This window comes from Gottfriedia sp. NPDC058432 (assembly GCF_042721555.1).
Taxonomy (GTDB): domain Bacteria; phylum Bacillota; class Bacilli; order Bacillales; family Bacillaceae_G; genus Gottfriedia.
The window spans coordinates 296560-310870 of record NZ_JBHXLC010000002.1 but is presented as its reverse complement, the minus strand read 5'-3'; the positions used below and the strand labels follow the sequence as shown (position 1 = coordinate 310870).

At 32.3% G+C, this 14311-nt stretch carries 17 protein-coding genes; 5 read left to right on the top strand and 12 right to left on the bottom strand.

The genetic code is table 11. The annotated features are described in order from the left end of the window. Positions 1-157 precede the first annotated feature (157 nt). Genes ACFWM3_RS03725 through ACFWM3_RS03715 form a run of 3 tightly spaced genes read right to left on the bottom strand, consistent with a single transcriptional unit; the run spans position 158 to position 2664 of the window. On the bottom strand, positions 158-952 hold the full coding sequence (locus ACFWM3_RS03725; RefSeq protein ID WP_390310308.1) for an ABC transporter permease subunit: 795 nt from the start codon (positions 950-952) through the stop codon (positions 158-160). A gap of 23 nt (positions 953-975) precedes the next feature. Then, positions 976-1773 (bottom strand): ABC transporter permease subunit, encoded by a 798-nt coding sequence (locus tag ACFWM3_RS03720; protein ID WP_390310307.1) that lies wholly within the window; start codon positions 1771-1773, stop codon positions 976-978. A 6-nt stretch (positions 1774-1779) separates the two neighbouring features. After that, positions 1780-2664 (bottom strand): ABC transporter ATP-binding protein, encoded by an 885-nt coding sequence (locus tag ACFWM3_RS03715; RefSeq protein WP_056468823.1) that lies wholly within the window; start codon positions 2662-2664, stop codon positions 1780-1782. Positions 2665-2823: 159 nt separating this feature from the next. Between ACFWM3_RS03715 and ACFWM3_RS03710 the strand changes: the two genes are divergently transcribed. Both ACFWM3_RS03710 and ACFWM3_RS03705 read left to right on the top strand, forming a co-directional pair. Next, positions 2824-3417, top strand: a complete 594-nt coding sequence (locus tag ACFWM3_RS03710) for a TetR/AcrR family transcriptional regulator (RefSeq protein ID WP_056468826.1) — start codon at positions 2824-2826, stop codon at positions 3415-3417. Between the two features lie 692 nt (positions 3418-4109). After that, entirely contained in the window at positions 4110-4352 is a 243-nt protein-coding gene (locus ACFWM3_RS03705; protein ID WP_390310306.1) for a hypothetical protein, read from the top strand. 41 nt (positions 4353-4393) lie between these two features. Here the strand turns inward: ACFWM3_RS03705 and ACFWM3_RS03700 are convergent, their stop codons facing one another. Beyond that, a complete protein-coding gene (locus ACFWM3_RS03700; RefSeq protein WP_390310304.1) occupies positions 4394-5359 on the bottom strand; it encodes an ABC transporter permease in 966 nt (321 codons plus the stop codon). Then, positions 5352-6275: an ABC transporter ATP-binding protein gene (locus ACFWM3_RS03695; protein ID WP_390310302.1), complete on the bottom strand. Its 924-nt coding sequence runs from the start codon at positions 6273-6275 to the stop codon at positions 5352-5354. Before ACFWM3_RS03695 ends, ACFWM3_RS03700 begins: the two co-directional genes overlap by 8 nt. A gap of 109 nt (positions 6276-6384) precedes the next feature. Here ACFWM3_RS03695 and ACFWM3_RS03690 point away from each other — a divergent pair, with 109 nt between their 5' ends. Beyond that, a complete protein-coding gene (locus ACFWM3_RS03690) occupies positions 6385-6627 on the top strand; it encodes a transporter suffix domain-containing protein (RefSeq protein ID WP_056468839.1) in 243 nt (80 codons plus the stop codon). 352 nt (positions 6628-6979) lie between these two features. Here the strand turns inward: ACFWM3_RS03690 and ACFWM3_RS03685 are convergent, their stop codons facing one another. Continuing rightward, positions 6980-7564, bottom strand: coding sequence for an LOG family protein (locus ACFWM3_RS03685; RefSeq protein WP_390310300.1), 585 nt, complete (start codon positions 7562-7564; stop codon positions 6980-6982). Between the two features lie 99 nt (positions 7565-7663). On the opposite strand from ACFWM3_RS03685, the gene ACFWM3_RS03680 reads away from it, so the two are divergent. Continuing rightward, positions 7664-8656: a Gfo/Idh/MocA family protein gene (locus tag ACFWM3_RS03680; protein ID WP_056468844.1), complete on the top strand. Its 993-nt coding sequence runs from the start codon at positions 7664-7666 to the stop codon at positions 8654-8656. A gap of 326 nt (positions 8657-8982) precedes the next feature. Here the strand turns inward: ACFWM3_RS03680 and ACFWM3_RS03675 are convergent, their stop codons facing one another. The 3 genes from ACFWM3_RS03675 to ACFWM3_RS03665 all read right to left on the bottom strand — a co-directional run bounded on the left by ACFWM3_RS03675 (position 8983) and on the right by ACFWM3_RS03665 (position 11678). After that, positions 8983-9396, bottom strand: coding sequence for a hypothetical protein (locus tag ACFWM3_RS03675; protein ID WP_390310298.1), 414 nt, complete (start codon positions 9394-9396; stop codon positions 8983-8985). 148 nt (positions 9397-9544) lie between these two features. Further along, positions 9545-11428: a ribosomal protection-like ABC-F family protein gene (gene abc-f / locus ACFWM3_RS03670; protein ID WP_390310297.1), complete on the bottom strand. Its 1884-nt coding sequence runs from the start codon at positions 11426-11428 to the stop codon at positions 9545-9547. A gap of 118 nt (positions 11429-11546) precedes the next feature. Then, a complete protein-coding gene (locus tag ACFWM3_RS03665) occupies positions 11547-11678 on the bottom strand; it encodes an RAxF-45 family protein (RefSeq protein ID WP_286131636.1) in 132 nt (43 codons plus the stop codon). Between the two features lie 190 nt (positions 11679-11868). Here ACFWM3_RS03665 and ACFWM3_RS03660 point away from each other — a divergent pair, with 190 nt between their 5' ends. Next, complete coding sequence (locus ACFWM3_RS03660) at positions 11869-12261, top strand: VOC family protein (RefSeq protein WP_390310295.1); 393 nt, start codon at positions 11869-11871, stop codon at positions 12259-12261. Between the two features lie 54 nt (positions 12262-12315). Here ACFWM3_RS03660 and map read toward each other — a convergent pair whose 3' ends face one another. From map to ACFWM3_RS03645, 3 genes are all read right to left on the bottom strand, one after another. Then, positions 12316-13062, bottom strand: a complete 747-nt coding sequence (gene map, locus ACFWM3_RS03655; RefSeq protein ID WP_056468854.1) for a type I methionyl aminopeptidase — start codon at positions 13060-13062, stop codon at positions 12316-12318. Positions 13063-13259: 197 nt separating this feature from the next. Beyond that, positions 13260-13670, bottom strand: coding sequence for an NUDIX hydrolase (locus tag ACFWM3_RS03650; protein WP_390310294.1), 411 nt, complete (start codon positions 13668-13670; stop codon positions 13260-13262). Next, entirely contained in the window at positions 13667-14275 is a 609-nt protein-coding gene (locus tag ACFWM3_RS03645; protein WP_390310292.1) for a histidine phosphatase family protein, read from the bottom strand. Before ACFWM3_RS03645 ends, ACFWM3_RS03650 begins: the two co-directional genes overlap by 4 nt. Positions 14276-14311: the final 36 nt, after the last annotated feature.

The window sequence follows — 14311 nt, the reverse complement described above, 5'->3', positions numbered from 1 at the left end:
CTTGCAAGAAATAACCTACTATATTAAAGGTATTGCGATTAATAATATATGTCAATATTTTCTGAATATAATATTAAATAAAAAAAGTGCCAACAAATCCAAAATATCCCTATCTTAGATTTTGACACAATTTATTCTTCGATTTAATTGCTTTTCCTTACAAATGTAGGTCCCGTTTCTTAAACGAAACATATGTGACAATAGTTAATATTACAATTAATCCGATTGAAATAGTTGTATAAATCCCATCAAATCCTCGACCATACATAATATCTTTCGCCTCAAAGTACTTAAAAGGTGTAAGATATTTTAACCCTTCAATCCGATTATTCAAATCAATTGCAATTGATAAAATAAATGTGATTAATAGAATACCAGTTGCATAAGAGGCAGCCTTTTTGGAATTTTTACAAACTGCAGCTATAGCCGAACCAATTACTAAAAATAATAGCTGTAAAATAAACATCCCGACCATTACCACTGCTATATCACCATTTACATTCTCACCTTTACTATACTTTCCTACTATTAGTACACTTGATATCCATGTAATACCGTTAAAAATAAGAATGTTTACTAGAGCACTCATTAATTTAGAAGTTATGATCTTAATTCTAGAAATAGGTTTTACAAATAAAAACTCAGCTGTTTTATCTCGCTCTTCTTTAGCAATTATATTAGCGCCCAGCATTGCCGCGTGAATCGTTGCCATTAAATATAAATATAAAACTAAGATGCCAAAATATCCGCTTGCCTTAGATAAATCTAGTGCTCCTGAGCCCATGATCGCTTGAAGGGATTTCGGCATTTGATTAAAAAGGTCAGTTATTTGGCCATTAGAAGCTGTAGCTTTATATTTCGCCATTCCACTACCTACTAAAAAAACAATTCCGATACACCAAAAAATAATCGATTTACGATATGTCTTCATTTCTCTAAAAAATATGTTCATTTCCACCCTCCCTTTCCTTTAACTTATACTGCATGAACATCCTTCTTCTTATAAATCACATAGCTTGCAATTATTGAAACAATAATAATTCCGATCGACAAAGTTAAAAATTGTGATTCAAATTTCGAATGAGCAATTATATATTTCGGTTCAAAATATTTAAAAGGTGATAGAAAACGTTTGGCATTGCTTTCATCTGTAGCCACTACCATTCCAACTACAAAAAATCCGAAAACAATCGCAAGTGAAATTGATAGCACTGCTTTGATTTTTGGAAATACAACTGAAATTAAAATGCCAATTCCAAAAAAGAGTATCTGCGTAATAAACAACGAAACAGATAGTAATATAATTGACTTACTACTATAATCCGCTGTTTTTACGTACTCAGCCATTATAATAGTTGCTACTAGAAAGAATACATTTGTAATCGCTAATGAAACAATACCTGCAAAAATCTTTGAAGTCATAACTTTTGTTCTAGTAACTGGTTTTGTTAGAAGAAAATCGGCTGTTTTTTCACGTACTTCTTTTGAAATAATTGAAGTACCTAAAATCATCGCTTGAATCGCTCCACAAAGAGAAATATAGATAAATACATACGAGTAAAATCCTAATATGTTACCAAAGCTTTCAATCTCAAGTCCCAGTGCTTTTCTTACTCCTGCCGGATAACCCTCTAGCACTTTTGAAAACTCTGCATAGTCCTTTGCAATAGCTGGGAATAAAGATAAGAAAAAAACGACGATTGCTATTAAAGAAGCCGTCCAAATGAAGGTGGATTTCCGATAAGCTTTTAATTCGTGTAAAAAAATATTCATTGCTTATTAGGCCTCCTTTTCATAATAATGTAAGAAAATTTCCTCCAGGTCAGGCTCTTCAATCCATAAATTTTCAATTTCGATTTCCGCTATTTTTTTCAAAACTTTATTTATATTGCCTTTAAAAATAAAGCTAATCGTTTTACCTTTGATTTCAATATTATTTACCCCTGGCATATTGAAGAAATTTGGATCTACTTCGTTTTGAATATCTATTTTAAATCGTTTGTAATTGTTTTCTTGTAACGTGCTTATTTTTTCTACTGTAACAATCTTACCTTCTTTAATAATTGCAACTCGATCACATAAACGTTGAACTTCACTTAAAATGTGTGATGAAAATAAAATCGTTGCTCCTTTTTTATTTTCCTCCTCTAATAAGTCAAAAAATCTTTGCTGCATTAAAGGATCAAGACCACTTGTCGGTTCATCCAATATAATTAACTTCGGTTCATGAAGTAATCCTTGGACAATCCCTACCTTCTTTTTATTACCTAAAGATAAATCATCAATCTTCTTCGTTAAATCGAGGTCCATAACTTCAGCTAATTCTTTTATTCTTTTCGTGCAATCTTTTTTATAAAAACTAGCTGAGTATTTTAACAAATCCATTACTTTCATATTGTCATAATAAAAAACTTCAGATGGCAAATAACCGATTTCTTTTTTTATTTCTGGAGCAAACTGTACACAGTCCTTTCCAAATATTTTAGCACTACCAGTCGTAGGATAAATTAGCGAAAGTAATGTTCGAATTGTAGTTGATTTACCTGCACCATTTGGACCAATGAATCCGAATATTTCTCCCTCTTCTATATTGAAACTTATATCTGTAATTCCTCTAGAATTGCCATAGGTCTTCGTTAAATTATTAATTTCAATCGCGTACATAAATGAACCTCCCGCTTTGTTTTGAAATATTTCTTTGTGATTATTACAAAACTAGTATATACCTCAATCATAAAAAAGAGAATATGTTTTGAAATAATTTTAATAAAATATTTCAAAACATGATATACTATTATATAGATAATGACGGAGGTATCAATATTGGACGGATATAAAAAACGAACTCTGCAGAAAATGGAGAGCATTGAAAAAAGTACAACTAAATTATTGTCATTACCTTTAAATGATATAAAAATAGCAGATATTGCAAAGTTAGCGAATGTATCACAAGTATCAATTTACAATTATTATGGTAGTAAAGAAGCCCTACTAAAAGCTACAATTATTCGATTAATGGATCATCAATACGAAGAAACAAAACAAATGATTTCAAGTGATATTCCTTTTAATGAAAAAATTAAGGAATTATTTATTCGTAAGAAAAACGCTCTGGATATAATTAATCTTGAAATGTTTACAGCATTAATGAAAAAAGACTCAGAACTTCAAGAATTAGTATTAGATTTTACAATGAACAAATCATTCAAAATGCTGATCTCACTAATCGATGAAGGACGTTCACTAGGTTTAGTTCGAAATGAGGTTCAAAACCAAACATTATTAATCTATATCCAAGTCTTGAGCCAAGCTTTTTTAAATATGGACCAAACAACTTCACAATATATCCAACAAAAAGAAGTAGTAGATGAAATTATGAATATATTCTTATATGGATTACTGAAACAAGAGGACTAAAATAGAATAATCGGCAGAATAGTTATAAAAAAAGGCATCTTTACTTGGGGAAAGATGCCTTCACGCTGTTGAAAAACAACCTTGTCAATTAACTTACCAAATTTTCGTAAAGGAGTAGAGAGATGTTGATTTCCACTACAGGATGCTCGCTTTCCATGTGGCGAGATTCTTTAGCCTCCTCGGCGAGCCTGCGGGGTCTCAGCCTTCCCGCTTATCCCATAGGAGTCGAGCACCCCTTTCGTTCCAATCAACTTATTCATCAAAAAGAATTCTGCAATAAATCCTAATCAAATAGCCTTTACTTATAATATCCTAACAGTTGTTTATTGATCAGTTTGTAGGTCAATTGATATCGAATTAATTAATAAACTAATCAATAAAAATTAGCTCATAATATTTTTTACTTCTGAAAAAACCATTACTGGTGTTATTTGAATCATAAAATTGATCATACATAATAAAATTTAAAACCATTAATAGCTAGATCATCCAAAAAATGAAAATTTCATCATTAATAAATGTTCATTTAATGTCCGTTTTCTCTATTGATCGTTTTATATTTCAACACCTAAAAGGCATCTTTACTTTTTGGAATATTCTTCTAGTCAAACTTATCCCTAGTTTTGTATTATCTTACCCTTTTTGTTCATAGAATGAATTACTATATTTATTTTAAACTCTTGGAGGAGTATATGCGCAAAACGATTCTATGGCTTAAAGAAAATTGCGATGAAATTAAACGTGGCTTAATTGGTGGATTTACCATTTTCAGTCTAGCTGTTATTTTTTTCACAACTGCTTCCTCAGTAGAATACAACCAAAACGCATGTCTTAAATGGGAGTATAACAAATCTGCACAATTCAACGTTTGCTCAATTTACAAAACATCTAGTACTAATACCATTCCATACGAATCAATGCTGAAGGAGAAATAGAATAGAGTAAAAGGATAAGGCGCTTTACCTTATCCTTTTTTCTATTGTCCAGCAACGTCCCTCTTCTTAAAGATTTCGCCAGCAGTGACAAGAAATATTAAAATATAAATGATCAATACTGCTATAGAAAATTCAATTCTCATGCCGTTTTCTATATTGATCCCCTTTGTATAAACTGTTAAATCAGTGTGCATAAATGGTAAGAACTTAGACCAGCTTTTCTCTCTTAATAATGTTCCTATCCCATCGGAAGTTGCTAATAGGATTATACTTATTAATAAAGAAATACTACTTGTCCTTAAAACTGTTGATAAGAAATAAGCAACAGCAACAAAGAACAAGTATGGTAGTAGATTAATTAAATAATCGTTTAGTAAACTTGGTAAAATACCTTGCTCTACTACATGATTGTTTACATATTGTAATACTGGTTGTGCACTAAAATTTAAACCGTTTAACGCGCTACCTATAATAAATGAGTAAATAATGATTGCAAAAGAAAAGATGAAATATAATATTACCAAACTGATAAATTTTGCATAATAAATCATTCGTCTTGTTGATGGTTTAACGAGCAAGAAATTTATTGTTTTCCACTGATGTTCTTTTGACATCATATTACTTGCAAAATAAATCAGAAGGATTCCAATAATGTTCGTTACGACTGCACCTTTTTTCATAAAGTCCAACACAGTGTGTTGTTGAATTGGTGAAATATTATGTGCAAGACGATACTTATTGATCTCATATGTCTCTTTTTGCTCTTTTGCAAATGCGGGCAAGTCGGAAGAGTTTTGCCCTGCTAATACTTCTTCTATCTTTTTATTTTCTATTTTTAATTCTGTTCTCCAGTTTTCAGCTTTTGCTGCTCCGCTTTCCTTTTCTACATAATCCCATCTTCCAAGGACAATAATTGGGATAAATAGTAAAATTAGCGTGATGATAAATGATTTTTGAACGAATATTTTACGTAATTCGTTCTCTATTAATCGTATAAAATTACTCAATGACATTTCCTCCTGTCAATTGAATGAACAGATCTTCTAACCTTTCTTTTTTGCGCGTTACATAATAAATCTCTATTCCTGCCAGTACCAACTCTTTCATTAATGAAGGAATATCTTCCTCATCAATTTCAAAAATAATTGTTTGATCATTAATAACGTCAAATTTGTACTTATTATCTCCGTTTGTAAAACTACTTTCAAAAACTTTCGTGCTTTTTACAACTACTTCTATAAATAACTTCTCACCACTTTTATCATTCAGTTCAATTGATTCAACAAATTGACCATTTTGAATAATGATTGAACGATCACAAATCAATTCTATTTCAGATAATAGATGACTAGATAGTAGGATTGCTGTTTGTTCGACCTCAGCAATCCGTTTTAAATAATCACGGATTTCTCTTACTCCAGCCGGGTCCAATCCATTAGTTGGCTCATCTAAAATTAAAATTGAAGGATTATGTAATAACGCTTGGGCAATTCCTAATCTTTGCTTCATCCCTAATGAATACGTTGAAAACTTTTTATGTATAGCATGCGAAAGTCCAAGTAAATCAATAACCTCAAGAACTCTCTCCTTCGAGACACCTTCTAACATTCGAGCAAAATACATTAAATTTTTATACCCACTATAAAAAGGATAAAATGCAGGAGTTTCAATCATTGCTCCGATATGTTTGATTGATTCTTTAAAGTTTTCCTTAATCGAATTGCCTTGGATATAAATCTCACCACTCGTGATACTCATAAGTCCAACAATCATTCGCATTGTCGTCGTTTTTCCTGAACCATTTGGCCCAAGTAAACCTAAAACTTCCCCTTTATATAACTCGAAACTAATATCTTTAATAATCTTTTGATTGCTAATCGTCTTATTTACACTTTTTAGCTCAAGAACAATATCTCGATTCATCTTGAGGCCTCCTATTTCTGCAATAATAACTTACTAACTATAAAGTTTTCCCCTTCCTTTTCTCAATAATTAATGCTATTCTCATGGAAGGAATTGAAAGGAGAATATCATGAAAAGAATACCATATTACTTAGTATTTGGCTCATTTATCCCATATTTATTAATCTTTGCTTTACCTTTTTTACCTGTTTCTGGGAGCTTAAAAGCTGGTCTGATTGCTCTATTAGTTATTCTTGGAGAAGGAATGTTTTGGATTGGTGGAGTATTTGTAGGTAAAGATGTTATGACGAACTATCGTAAAAAATTGAGTCCGGCAAAATGGTTTAAAAATAGAAGAAAACAAGAAAATTGATGAATAAAGGGATGCTCTCATAAGTAGCCCTTTTTTTTTATGCAAAATGTTAGTTGTGGACAGAATGAGGACAGAATGTGAAATTTGTTGATAAAGTTGTTAACAATGTTTATAAAGTAATGATTTTTATTTCATAAAGTCATTAGAGTCAAATTAAGATTGATTTTGTCTGTTGATAACTAGTGAATTCAGACTAAAAAGTACAAACTTATATCGAACATTGTTGATAACTTATGAAAATTGTTAATCTAATGTGTGAAGCAATAGAACTAGGAATCTCTCTAAATCTGCAAAATTTAATTAAACTTCACAATAAAAAAACCCACAAATTTGTGGGTAGTACCAAAAACAATTATTTACCTTCTAGTTGCTTCCATTTATTTTGCATTACAGGTGGTTCATAGTTATGCATTAGTTTTAGTAGGTCGTCTGCATTTTCTGCAACAACAAATAATGAAAGTGTATTTTCGTTCATAAATCCTTCTTTTACAGCATGTTTAAGCAAATCTAACACAGGGCTAAAGAAGTTATCAACATTTAATAAACCAATTGGCTTATTGTGGATTCCAATTTGTGCCCAACAAATAATCTCAAATAATTCATCGAAAGTACCAATTCCGCCCGGCAGTGCAATAAACCCATCGGACATCTCGTTCATTAAAGCTTTTCGCTCATGCATTGATTCTGTCTCAATGAATTGCGTTAGCCCTTTATGGGCAACCTCTCCACGAAATAATCCACCAGGCATAATGCCAATGACATTTCCACCTTGTTTTAACACTTCATTTGCAATTTCTGCCATAATTCCTAGTCTTGATCCACCATAAATTAAATCTATATTATTACTAGCAAATAAGGCACCTAGTTTTTTTGCTTGAAGACTAAATGACTCTCTATTCCCAAGATTTGAACCAGCATAAACACAAATTTTCTTCATAAAATGTCACTTCCTTCGATGTATTTTACTTTATTTTAACATATCTTTCGATTAGGATTGTAAAGATAAAGTTAACTAATTTATTTAGGAGTTGAAAAAATGAATTTAGGTACTATTGGAACAAGCTGGATTACAGAAAGTTTTATCGAAGCTTCAAAGGATAGTAAATTGCTTAATTTAACAGCGATTTATTCTAGAAATGAAGAAACTGCAAGGGCATTTGCTACAAAGCACAACGCTCCTAAGTATTTTACGAATATTGAAGAATTAGCGACAAGCCCTGATATCGACGTAGTATACATAGCATCGCCGAACTCATTACACTATGAACAAACCATTTTATTATTAAAAAATAATAAACATGTCATTTGTGAAAAACCAATTTTCTCAACAATTAATGAGTTAGATCATGCCTTTAAAGTTGCAGAAGAAAATGGAGTTTATTTATTTGAAGCAATTCGTAACTTCCACTCACCTAACTTTACAGCTTTAAAAAAAGGTCTAGAAAAAGTTGGCCAAATTAGAAGTGCTAATCTGCATTATCTACAATATTCTTCTAAATATGATGCATTCCTTAGAGGTGAGAATCCAAATGTTTTCTCTCCAGAATTTTCTGGTGGGGCATTAGTAGATTTAGGTGTTTATCCAATTTACGTAGTAATTGGTTTATTTGGAAAACCAGCCTCAGTAAATTATACTCCTGTTAAATTGCGTACCGGTATTGATGGTAGTGGTACATTAGTGTTAAATTATGAAAACTTCACCTGTAGCATCCAATGCTCTAAAGTCTCTCAATCATATATTGAAAGTGAAATTACTGGTGAAATCGGAACTTTAGTTATTGATAAGCCATCTCCAATTTCAAAAATTACTTTGATTAACCATAAATCAAAGCACCGTGAGTCTTTGGAAGTTAGCCAAGTCCCGAATGATATGCTATATGAAATCCAAAATATTACTAGCATAATAAAAGAATCAAATCAAACAGAATATGAAAACTTAAAAGAGCTTAGCAAGCTAGTTTTAACAGTAACTGAAACTGCAAGAAAGCAAGGCGGAATTGTATTTGGAGTTGAAAATAAAGAAAACTAGCCGATTGGCGAGCCTTAGGTGAAGACAGAGGCGTAGTTGCACTTATACTTAATTCCTAAAATTGGCAACTAACGTCGAGTTTTCTTCTGCGCTTCCAATTTATACTTTCTAGAGAAATTAATAAAAATACCAGTTATCCGATTAGGTGGATACTGGTATTTTTCTTTATAGCTTAATTAAGCGTTAGGATTCTCTTCTGATAATCCTAAAAGTAAACTTTGGATATCAATAAAATAGGCGAAATAACCCATTTGAGGAATAGATGTTTTTGGAACTACTATTTTATGTAAGAGCTGATTAAAAAGATTAATCAGCTTTATTGTTTTTTAATATACAACAACCCATCCTACTCCTGGCACAAAGTACCATCTTCTACCACCAAGGATATAATACCCTCCAGACCAATAACCTCCTGGTCCAGGAAACCCATGTCCCGGCCCATATCCTGGTCCGTGCCCATGCCCTGGTCCATATCCTGGCACATGGCCGTGTCCATATCCTGGTCCATATCCTGGCACATGGCCGTGTCCTTGACCTGGCCCATATCCTGGCATTTGACCATGTCCTGGCACTTGACCATGTCCTGGCACTTGACCGTGTCCTGGCATTTGACCGTGTCCTGGCATTTGACCGTGCCCTTGACCTGGTCCGTATCCCGGTCCCTGTCCTTGGCCTTGACCTTGGCCTGGTTGAGAATAACCCGGTCCAGGATCTCGGCTATAAAGTTCATCAAATATCATGCACTCACCACCTAAATAGAATCATATCCCTATAGCATATTAATTCTGATGGTGGCACGAGCAAGTACTAAGACATTTAACTAACTAATTTATTTAATTGATGTTTTTGCCTATAAGTTTCTATAAATCCTATATTAGATCTTTTAATTTAATATTCAATACATTCTTCAAGTTCTTTATATAAAGCGGTACATTTCATTTCTAATTCTTCAAGTGCTCGATGATAATTCTGTAAAATGTTTAGATCATTTTCATGTAACATTTGTTTATTGATTTCACTGATTGCTTCTTCCAAAGAATAGATTTCATTTTCAATGTCTTCGATCGTTCGCATTTTTGTTTTTATTTTTATCGGTTTAGAATACGAATTTGTTTTGATTACTTTTTCTTTTTCTCGATTATTTCGATTGATTGTCATTTTTTCTTTCGCAATTTGGTATTCATCAATAAATTCGAAAAGCTCTCCATTGTCTAGCCAATAAATTTTTGAAAATAGCTTGTTAATGAAATAACGGTCATGCGAGACAGAAAGAATCGTTCCTTTAAATTTTTCAAGAGCGTCTTCTAGTACTTCTCTAGATTCAATATCTAAATGGTTAGTAGGCTCATCTACGATCAATAAATTAATATCTTGATACATAAGTTGAGCTAATCTTAATCTCATTCTCTCTCCACCACTAAGTTGACTTACTTTACGATAGACCATATAGCCGTAAAATAAAAAGCCAGCCAATATATTACGTGCTTCACCTTCTGTAACATGTACTTCCTCTCTAAATTCCTGAAGTACTGTGTGATCCAAATGAACAGGTTCGTAATGTTGTGACAAATAACCGATCTTTATGTTACTGCCTAGTTTAATTTTTCCTTCCTCGATTGATGACTGACCTAAAATCATCTTCAACAAAGTTGATTTACCCGTCCCGTTATCTCCTACAATTACTGCTCTTTCGCCATAATATAATGAAAAGTTAAGCTGATTAAATAAAACTTTGTCTGCAAATGATTTTGAAAGATTCTCGGCAACAATTACATCTTTTCCACTGCGACCAGATTCCTCTAATTGAAATGCCATTTTCTTTTTTTGTAATATCGGGCGTTTTAATCTCTCAATTCGTTCTAGCGCTTTTTCCATACTTCTAGCTCTTCTATGCAAACCTGCATTCGGTGGGTTTGCTTGATTAGCCCATTCTCTTAAACGTTTAATCGTTTCTTTCATTTTTTGTATTTTCTTTTGCTGCTCTTCATAAGCCTGGAATTCTTTTAGTAATCTTTCTTCTTTTTGAATAACATATTGTGAATAATTCGTATGGTAGACGTTAATTTCTCCATCTTCTAATTCTAAAATATGATTGACAACTTCATCTAAAAAATAACGATCATGCGAGATGACAATAATCGTTCCTTCGTACTCCTTTAAGTATGAACCTAACCACTCAATAGCAGATAAATCTAGGTGATTTGTTGGTTCATCAAGTAATAGTAAATCAGGTTGTTGTAAAAGCACGATTCCTAATCCAATTTTTGTTTTTTCTCCACCACTTAAAGAAGCAAATTGTTTAGTAAGTAAATCGGTAATCCCTAAACCATTAGCAATTTTCGCAAGTGAAGCCTCCATCTCGTAACCACCGTTATTACTAAACTTCTCTTGTAATGTTCCATAACTTACTAGCAATTGTTCTAAAGTACGTTCATCTACCGTATTAGACATTTTTATTTCTAATTGCTTCATTTCATTTTCTATTTTTCGTAATTCTTCAAAAACCGTTAATAATACATCCCTACTAGTCATCTCATCTGGAAAAACAGGAATTTGAGCTAAGTAACCTGTTTTTAATCCTTTTTTAAAATGAATTGAACCAGTGTCAGGTGCTTCTATGCCCGTTAAAAGTTTAAAAATACTAGTTTTACCGCTTCCATTTGCTCCAACTAAACCTACACGGCTACCTTGATGTATTTGAAATGATAATTCTGTAAAAAGTGAATTTCCACCAAACATTTTTGAAATTTTTTCTATACTACATGCAATCATGATAAATTCTCCTTCTATTTTCCGTACCAATCCATAGAAAAAAGCCATAGACTAATGAACCCATCCATGGCTTAAATAATGATTTTAAATAGAAGTGTGTAATCACACGATTATTTTATCAATTAAAGTCGTAGGAAAGAGTACGTTTTCGTTTTATTTGAGTTGTTAAATTGTTAAAAATGGACAGACGTATCCCGTTAACAGCTAAAAACGCAAATTTTGCACGACAATAATATAAGAATTCTATCATTTGTGCGCAAACCATTTGAAAACGTAACATCTTTTCTACACCTCCCTTTCGAACTTAAATTTATTTAAATTATAAAATATTTTAACTTTTAGCACAATAATTATTCTATTTGGTTATACTTAAAACTGTGAGTTATTGTTCGCAATTCATATATAAATATTCATTAGACCTAAAGAAAGAGGAGAAAAAAATGAAAAAAATTTTACCTCATATTTACGTTGAAAACTGTAAAGAAGAACTGGAGTACTACAAACAAATCTTTGGTGGGGAAATTAAAAACACACAAACCGGCGATGGTATGGAAATGTTTAAAGGGCACGAAGGAAAATATATACATGCAGAATTACATATCAATGAAAACTGTGTAATTTATTTTGCAGATGCATTTAGACAATTAACAAAAGGTGACAATGTTTGGACAACACTAGACATGAGTTCTGAAGGTGAAATTAATTCGATTTATGAAAAGTTATCAAAAGACGGAGAAATTCATATGGAGCTTCAAGACACATTTTGGAATGCTAGATTTGCTGTAGTAAAAGATAAGAACGGATTTACTTGGGAGTTAAATTATTCTAAGTAAATGTAACCCAAAAAATAAAAGCGAAGAACTTAAATTCTTCGCTTTTCTTATTTCTTAAATCTGAGTTAAAATAATTGGTTCACCTTTTGTTACAACAATTGTATGTTCGCATTGGGCAACTAAACTCTTATCTGGCGTTACAAAAGTCCAGCCATCTCCTGACTCGATAATGTGGTCTGCATTTGCAGAGATAAACGGCTCAACTGCTAATACAAGACCGTCCTTTAATAAGGCTTTATCCATTGGATCGAAATAACTTAAAATATGTTGTGGGCTTTCGTGAAGGCTTTTTCCAATTCCGTGGCCTGTTAGATTTTCAATGACATTTAAACCATTTTTACTTGCTTCATTATATACTGCTCTTCCAATTTGGTTTTGTTTTGAACCTGCTTTTGTTTTTTTCATTGCAGCCCAAAATGCATCTTCTGCAACTTTACAAAGCTTCTCTTTTAATAAATCACCTTTCCCAACTACGAAAGAGATTCCAGTGTCTGCGTAGTATCCATCTAATGCTGCTGACACGTCGACATTAACTAAATCACCATCTTGAAGTACTCTGTCTCCTGGAATTCCATGGGCTACTTCTTCATTAACACTAATACAAGTTGTGCCAGGAAAATCATACTCTTTTTGTGGGGCTGAAGTTGCACCATGCTCCTCTAAAACTTGTCTACCGATTTCATCTAATTCTTTAGTTGTCATTCCAACAACAGCTCTTGCTTTCATTTCCTCTCTCGCTAACGCAACGATACGACCGATCTTTCTTAAAGCTTCTAATTCTTGTTCATTATTGATAATCATTTTATTGCTCCTGATTCTATTTAATAATTTGACTTTCTTATATTATGCCATAATATTACTATGTTATAGTCTTTTAAGCACTTATACAAGACAAAAAAGGGCAGGATTAAATGCGGGGGTTTAGGAGACGAGTACGATTTTAAGAGACTAAAGCATTTAGTAATCCCCATAATCTCTATAAAAATTAACTAACATACTTACCCTTGAAATGTATAAGGAACAGATGATTCTAATAATTTTTCGATTCCCGACTTATGATAGGGCATTAATTGATTTGCCGTTTGGAGATCTATCCATTTAATTTGTAGGATTTCCTCTTCTTGTGAAATGACTAGATTTCCACCTATTATTTTTGCACTAAATGTAATTAAAATTGCATGATGCCCTCTTTCAGGAAAAAAAGCTTCGTTAATTGCGACTATATTTCCTACTTCCACTTCTAATCCAGTTTCCTCATACGCCTCTCGTACTGCTGCTTGTTTTAGCGTTTCATTTTCTTCGACAGCACCGCCAGGTAAGGTCCAAACTTCATTTTCATTTTGTACCATTAAAACACTTTTATTTAAATCATCATAAATAAGCGTATAAACTACATTAACCTTTTTCATTTTGCCACCTCTACTAGATCCTTAATATGATTCGTATCATTTAGAAAACGGATCAATCTACCTCTTTCATTAATCTCTAATAAGTGAATACCTGTATCTCCAGTAAAAAATCCAAAGTCTGTATGAATCGGCATTTTTAAAAATGAATGGATTAAATTATGTATAACACCACCGTGAGCTACAATTGCAATTCGATTAAAATTAGTTGAACTTGCTAAAATTCTCGAAAAAATCATTTCCATTCTCATTCGAAATTCGATTGCAGACTCCCCATTTTCTACTCTTTCATGAGGATGCTCAGGCATAGGGATCTTTTTTGCTTCTTCAAATGATACTCCTGCTAGAACACCATTATTATGTTCCATTAAATAGTCTTCAAATTTTATTTCGCATCCTGTATTTTCTGAAAGTATTGTTGCAGTTTCTATCGCTCTTTTTAGAGTGCTCGACCAGATTAATTCTGGTGCAAATTCATTTTTTACTCTTTCAGCCATTTTTTGAACTTGTTTAATCCCTAAATCAGTTAAAGAAAAATCTGCTCTACCTTCATGTACATTTAATAGATCTGCCTCAGATTGACCATGACGAATTAATAAAATTTCCATAATATCCATCCTCTTTTAATAAACACTTTTTTGAGA

Bases quoted from the DNA above. Each gene is read 5' to 3' on its own strand.
- ACFWM3_RS03725 (WP_390310308.1), bottom strand. From the start codon at position 952: ATGAACATATTTTTTAGAGAAATGAAGACATATCGTAAATCGATTATT.
- ACFWM3_RS03720 (WP_390310307.1), bottom strand. From the start codon at position 1,773: ATGAATATTTTTTTACACGAATTAAAAGCTTATCGGAAATCCACCTTC.
- ACFWM3_RS03715 (WP_056468823.1), bottom strand. From the start codon at position 2,664: ATGTACGCGATTGAAATTAATAATTTAACGAAGACCTATGGCAATTCT.
- ACFWM3_RS03705 (WP_390310306.1), top strand. From the start codon at position 4,110: ATGCGCAAAACGATTCTATGGCTTAAAGAAAATTGCGATGAAATTAAA.
- ACFWM3_RS03695 (WP_390310302.1), bottom strand. From the start codon at position 6,275: ATGAATCGAGATATTGTTCTTGAGCTAAAAAGTGTAAATAAGACGATT.
- ACFWM3_RS03690 (WP_056468839.1), top strand. From the start codon at position 6,385: ATGAAAAGAATACCATATTACTTAGTATTTGGCTCATTTATCCCATAT.
- ACFWM3_RS03685 (WP_390310300.1), bottom strand. From the start codon at position 7,564: ATGAAGAAAATTTGTGTTTATGCTGGTTCAAATCTTGGGAATAGAGAG.
- ACFWM3_RS03680 (WP_056468844.1), top strand. From the start codon at position 7,664: ATGAATTTAGGTACTATTGGAACAAGCTGGATTACAGAAAGTTTTATC.
- ACFWM3_RS03675 (WP_390310298.1), bottom strand. From the start codon at position 9,396: ATGATATTTGATGAACTTTATAGCCGAGATCCTGGACCGGGTTATTCT.
- abc-f (WP_390310297.1), bottom strand. From the start codon at position 11,428: ATGATTGCATGTAGTATAGAAAAAATTTCAAAAATGTTTGGTGGAAAT.
- ACFWM3_RS03665 (WP_286131636.1), bottom strand. From the start codon at position 11,678: ATGATAGAATTCTTATATTATTGTCGTGCAAAATTTGCGTTTTTAGCT.
- ACFWM3_RS03660 (WP_390310295.1), top strand. From the start codon at position 11,869: ATGAAAAAAATTTTACCTCATATTTACGTTGAAAACTGTAAAGAAGAA.
- map (WP_056468854.1), bottom strand. From the start codon at position 13,062: ATGATTATCAATAATGAACAAGAATTAGAAGCTTTAAGAAAGATCGGT.
- ACFWM3_RS03650 (WP_390310294.1), bottom strand. From the start codon at position 13,670: ATGAAAAAGGTTAATGTAGTTTATACGCTTATTTATGATGATTTAAAT.
- ACFWM3_RS03645 (WP_390310292.1), bottom strand. From the start codon at position 14,275: ATGGAAATTTTATTAATTCGTCATGGTCAATCTGAGGCAGATCTATTA.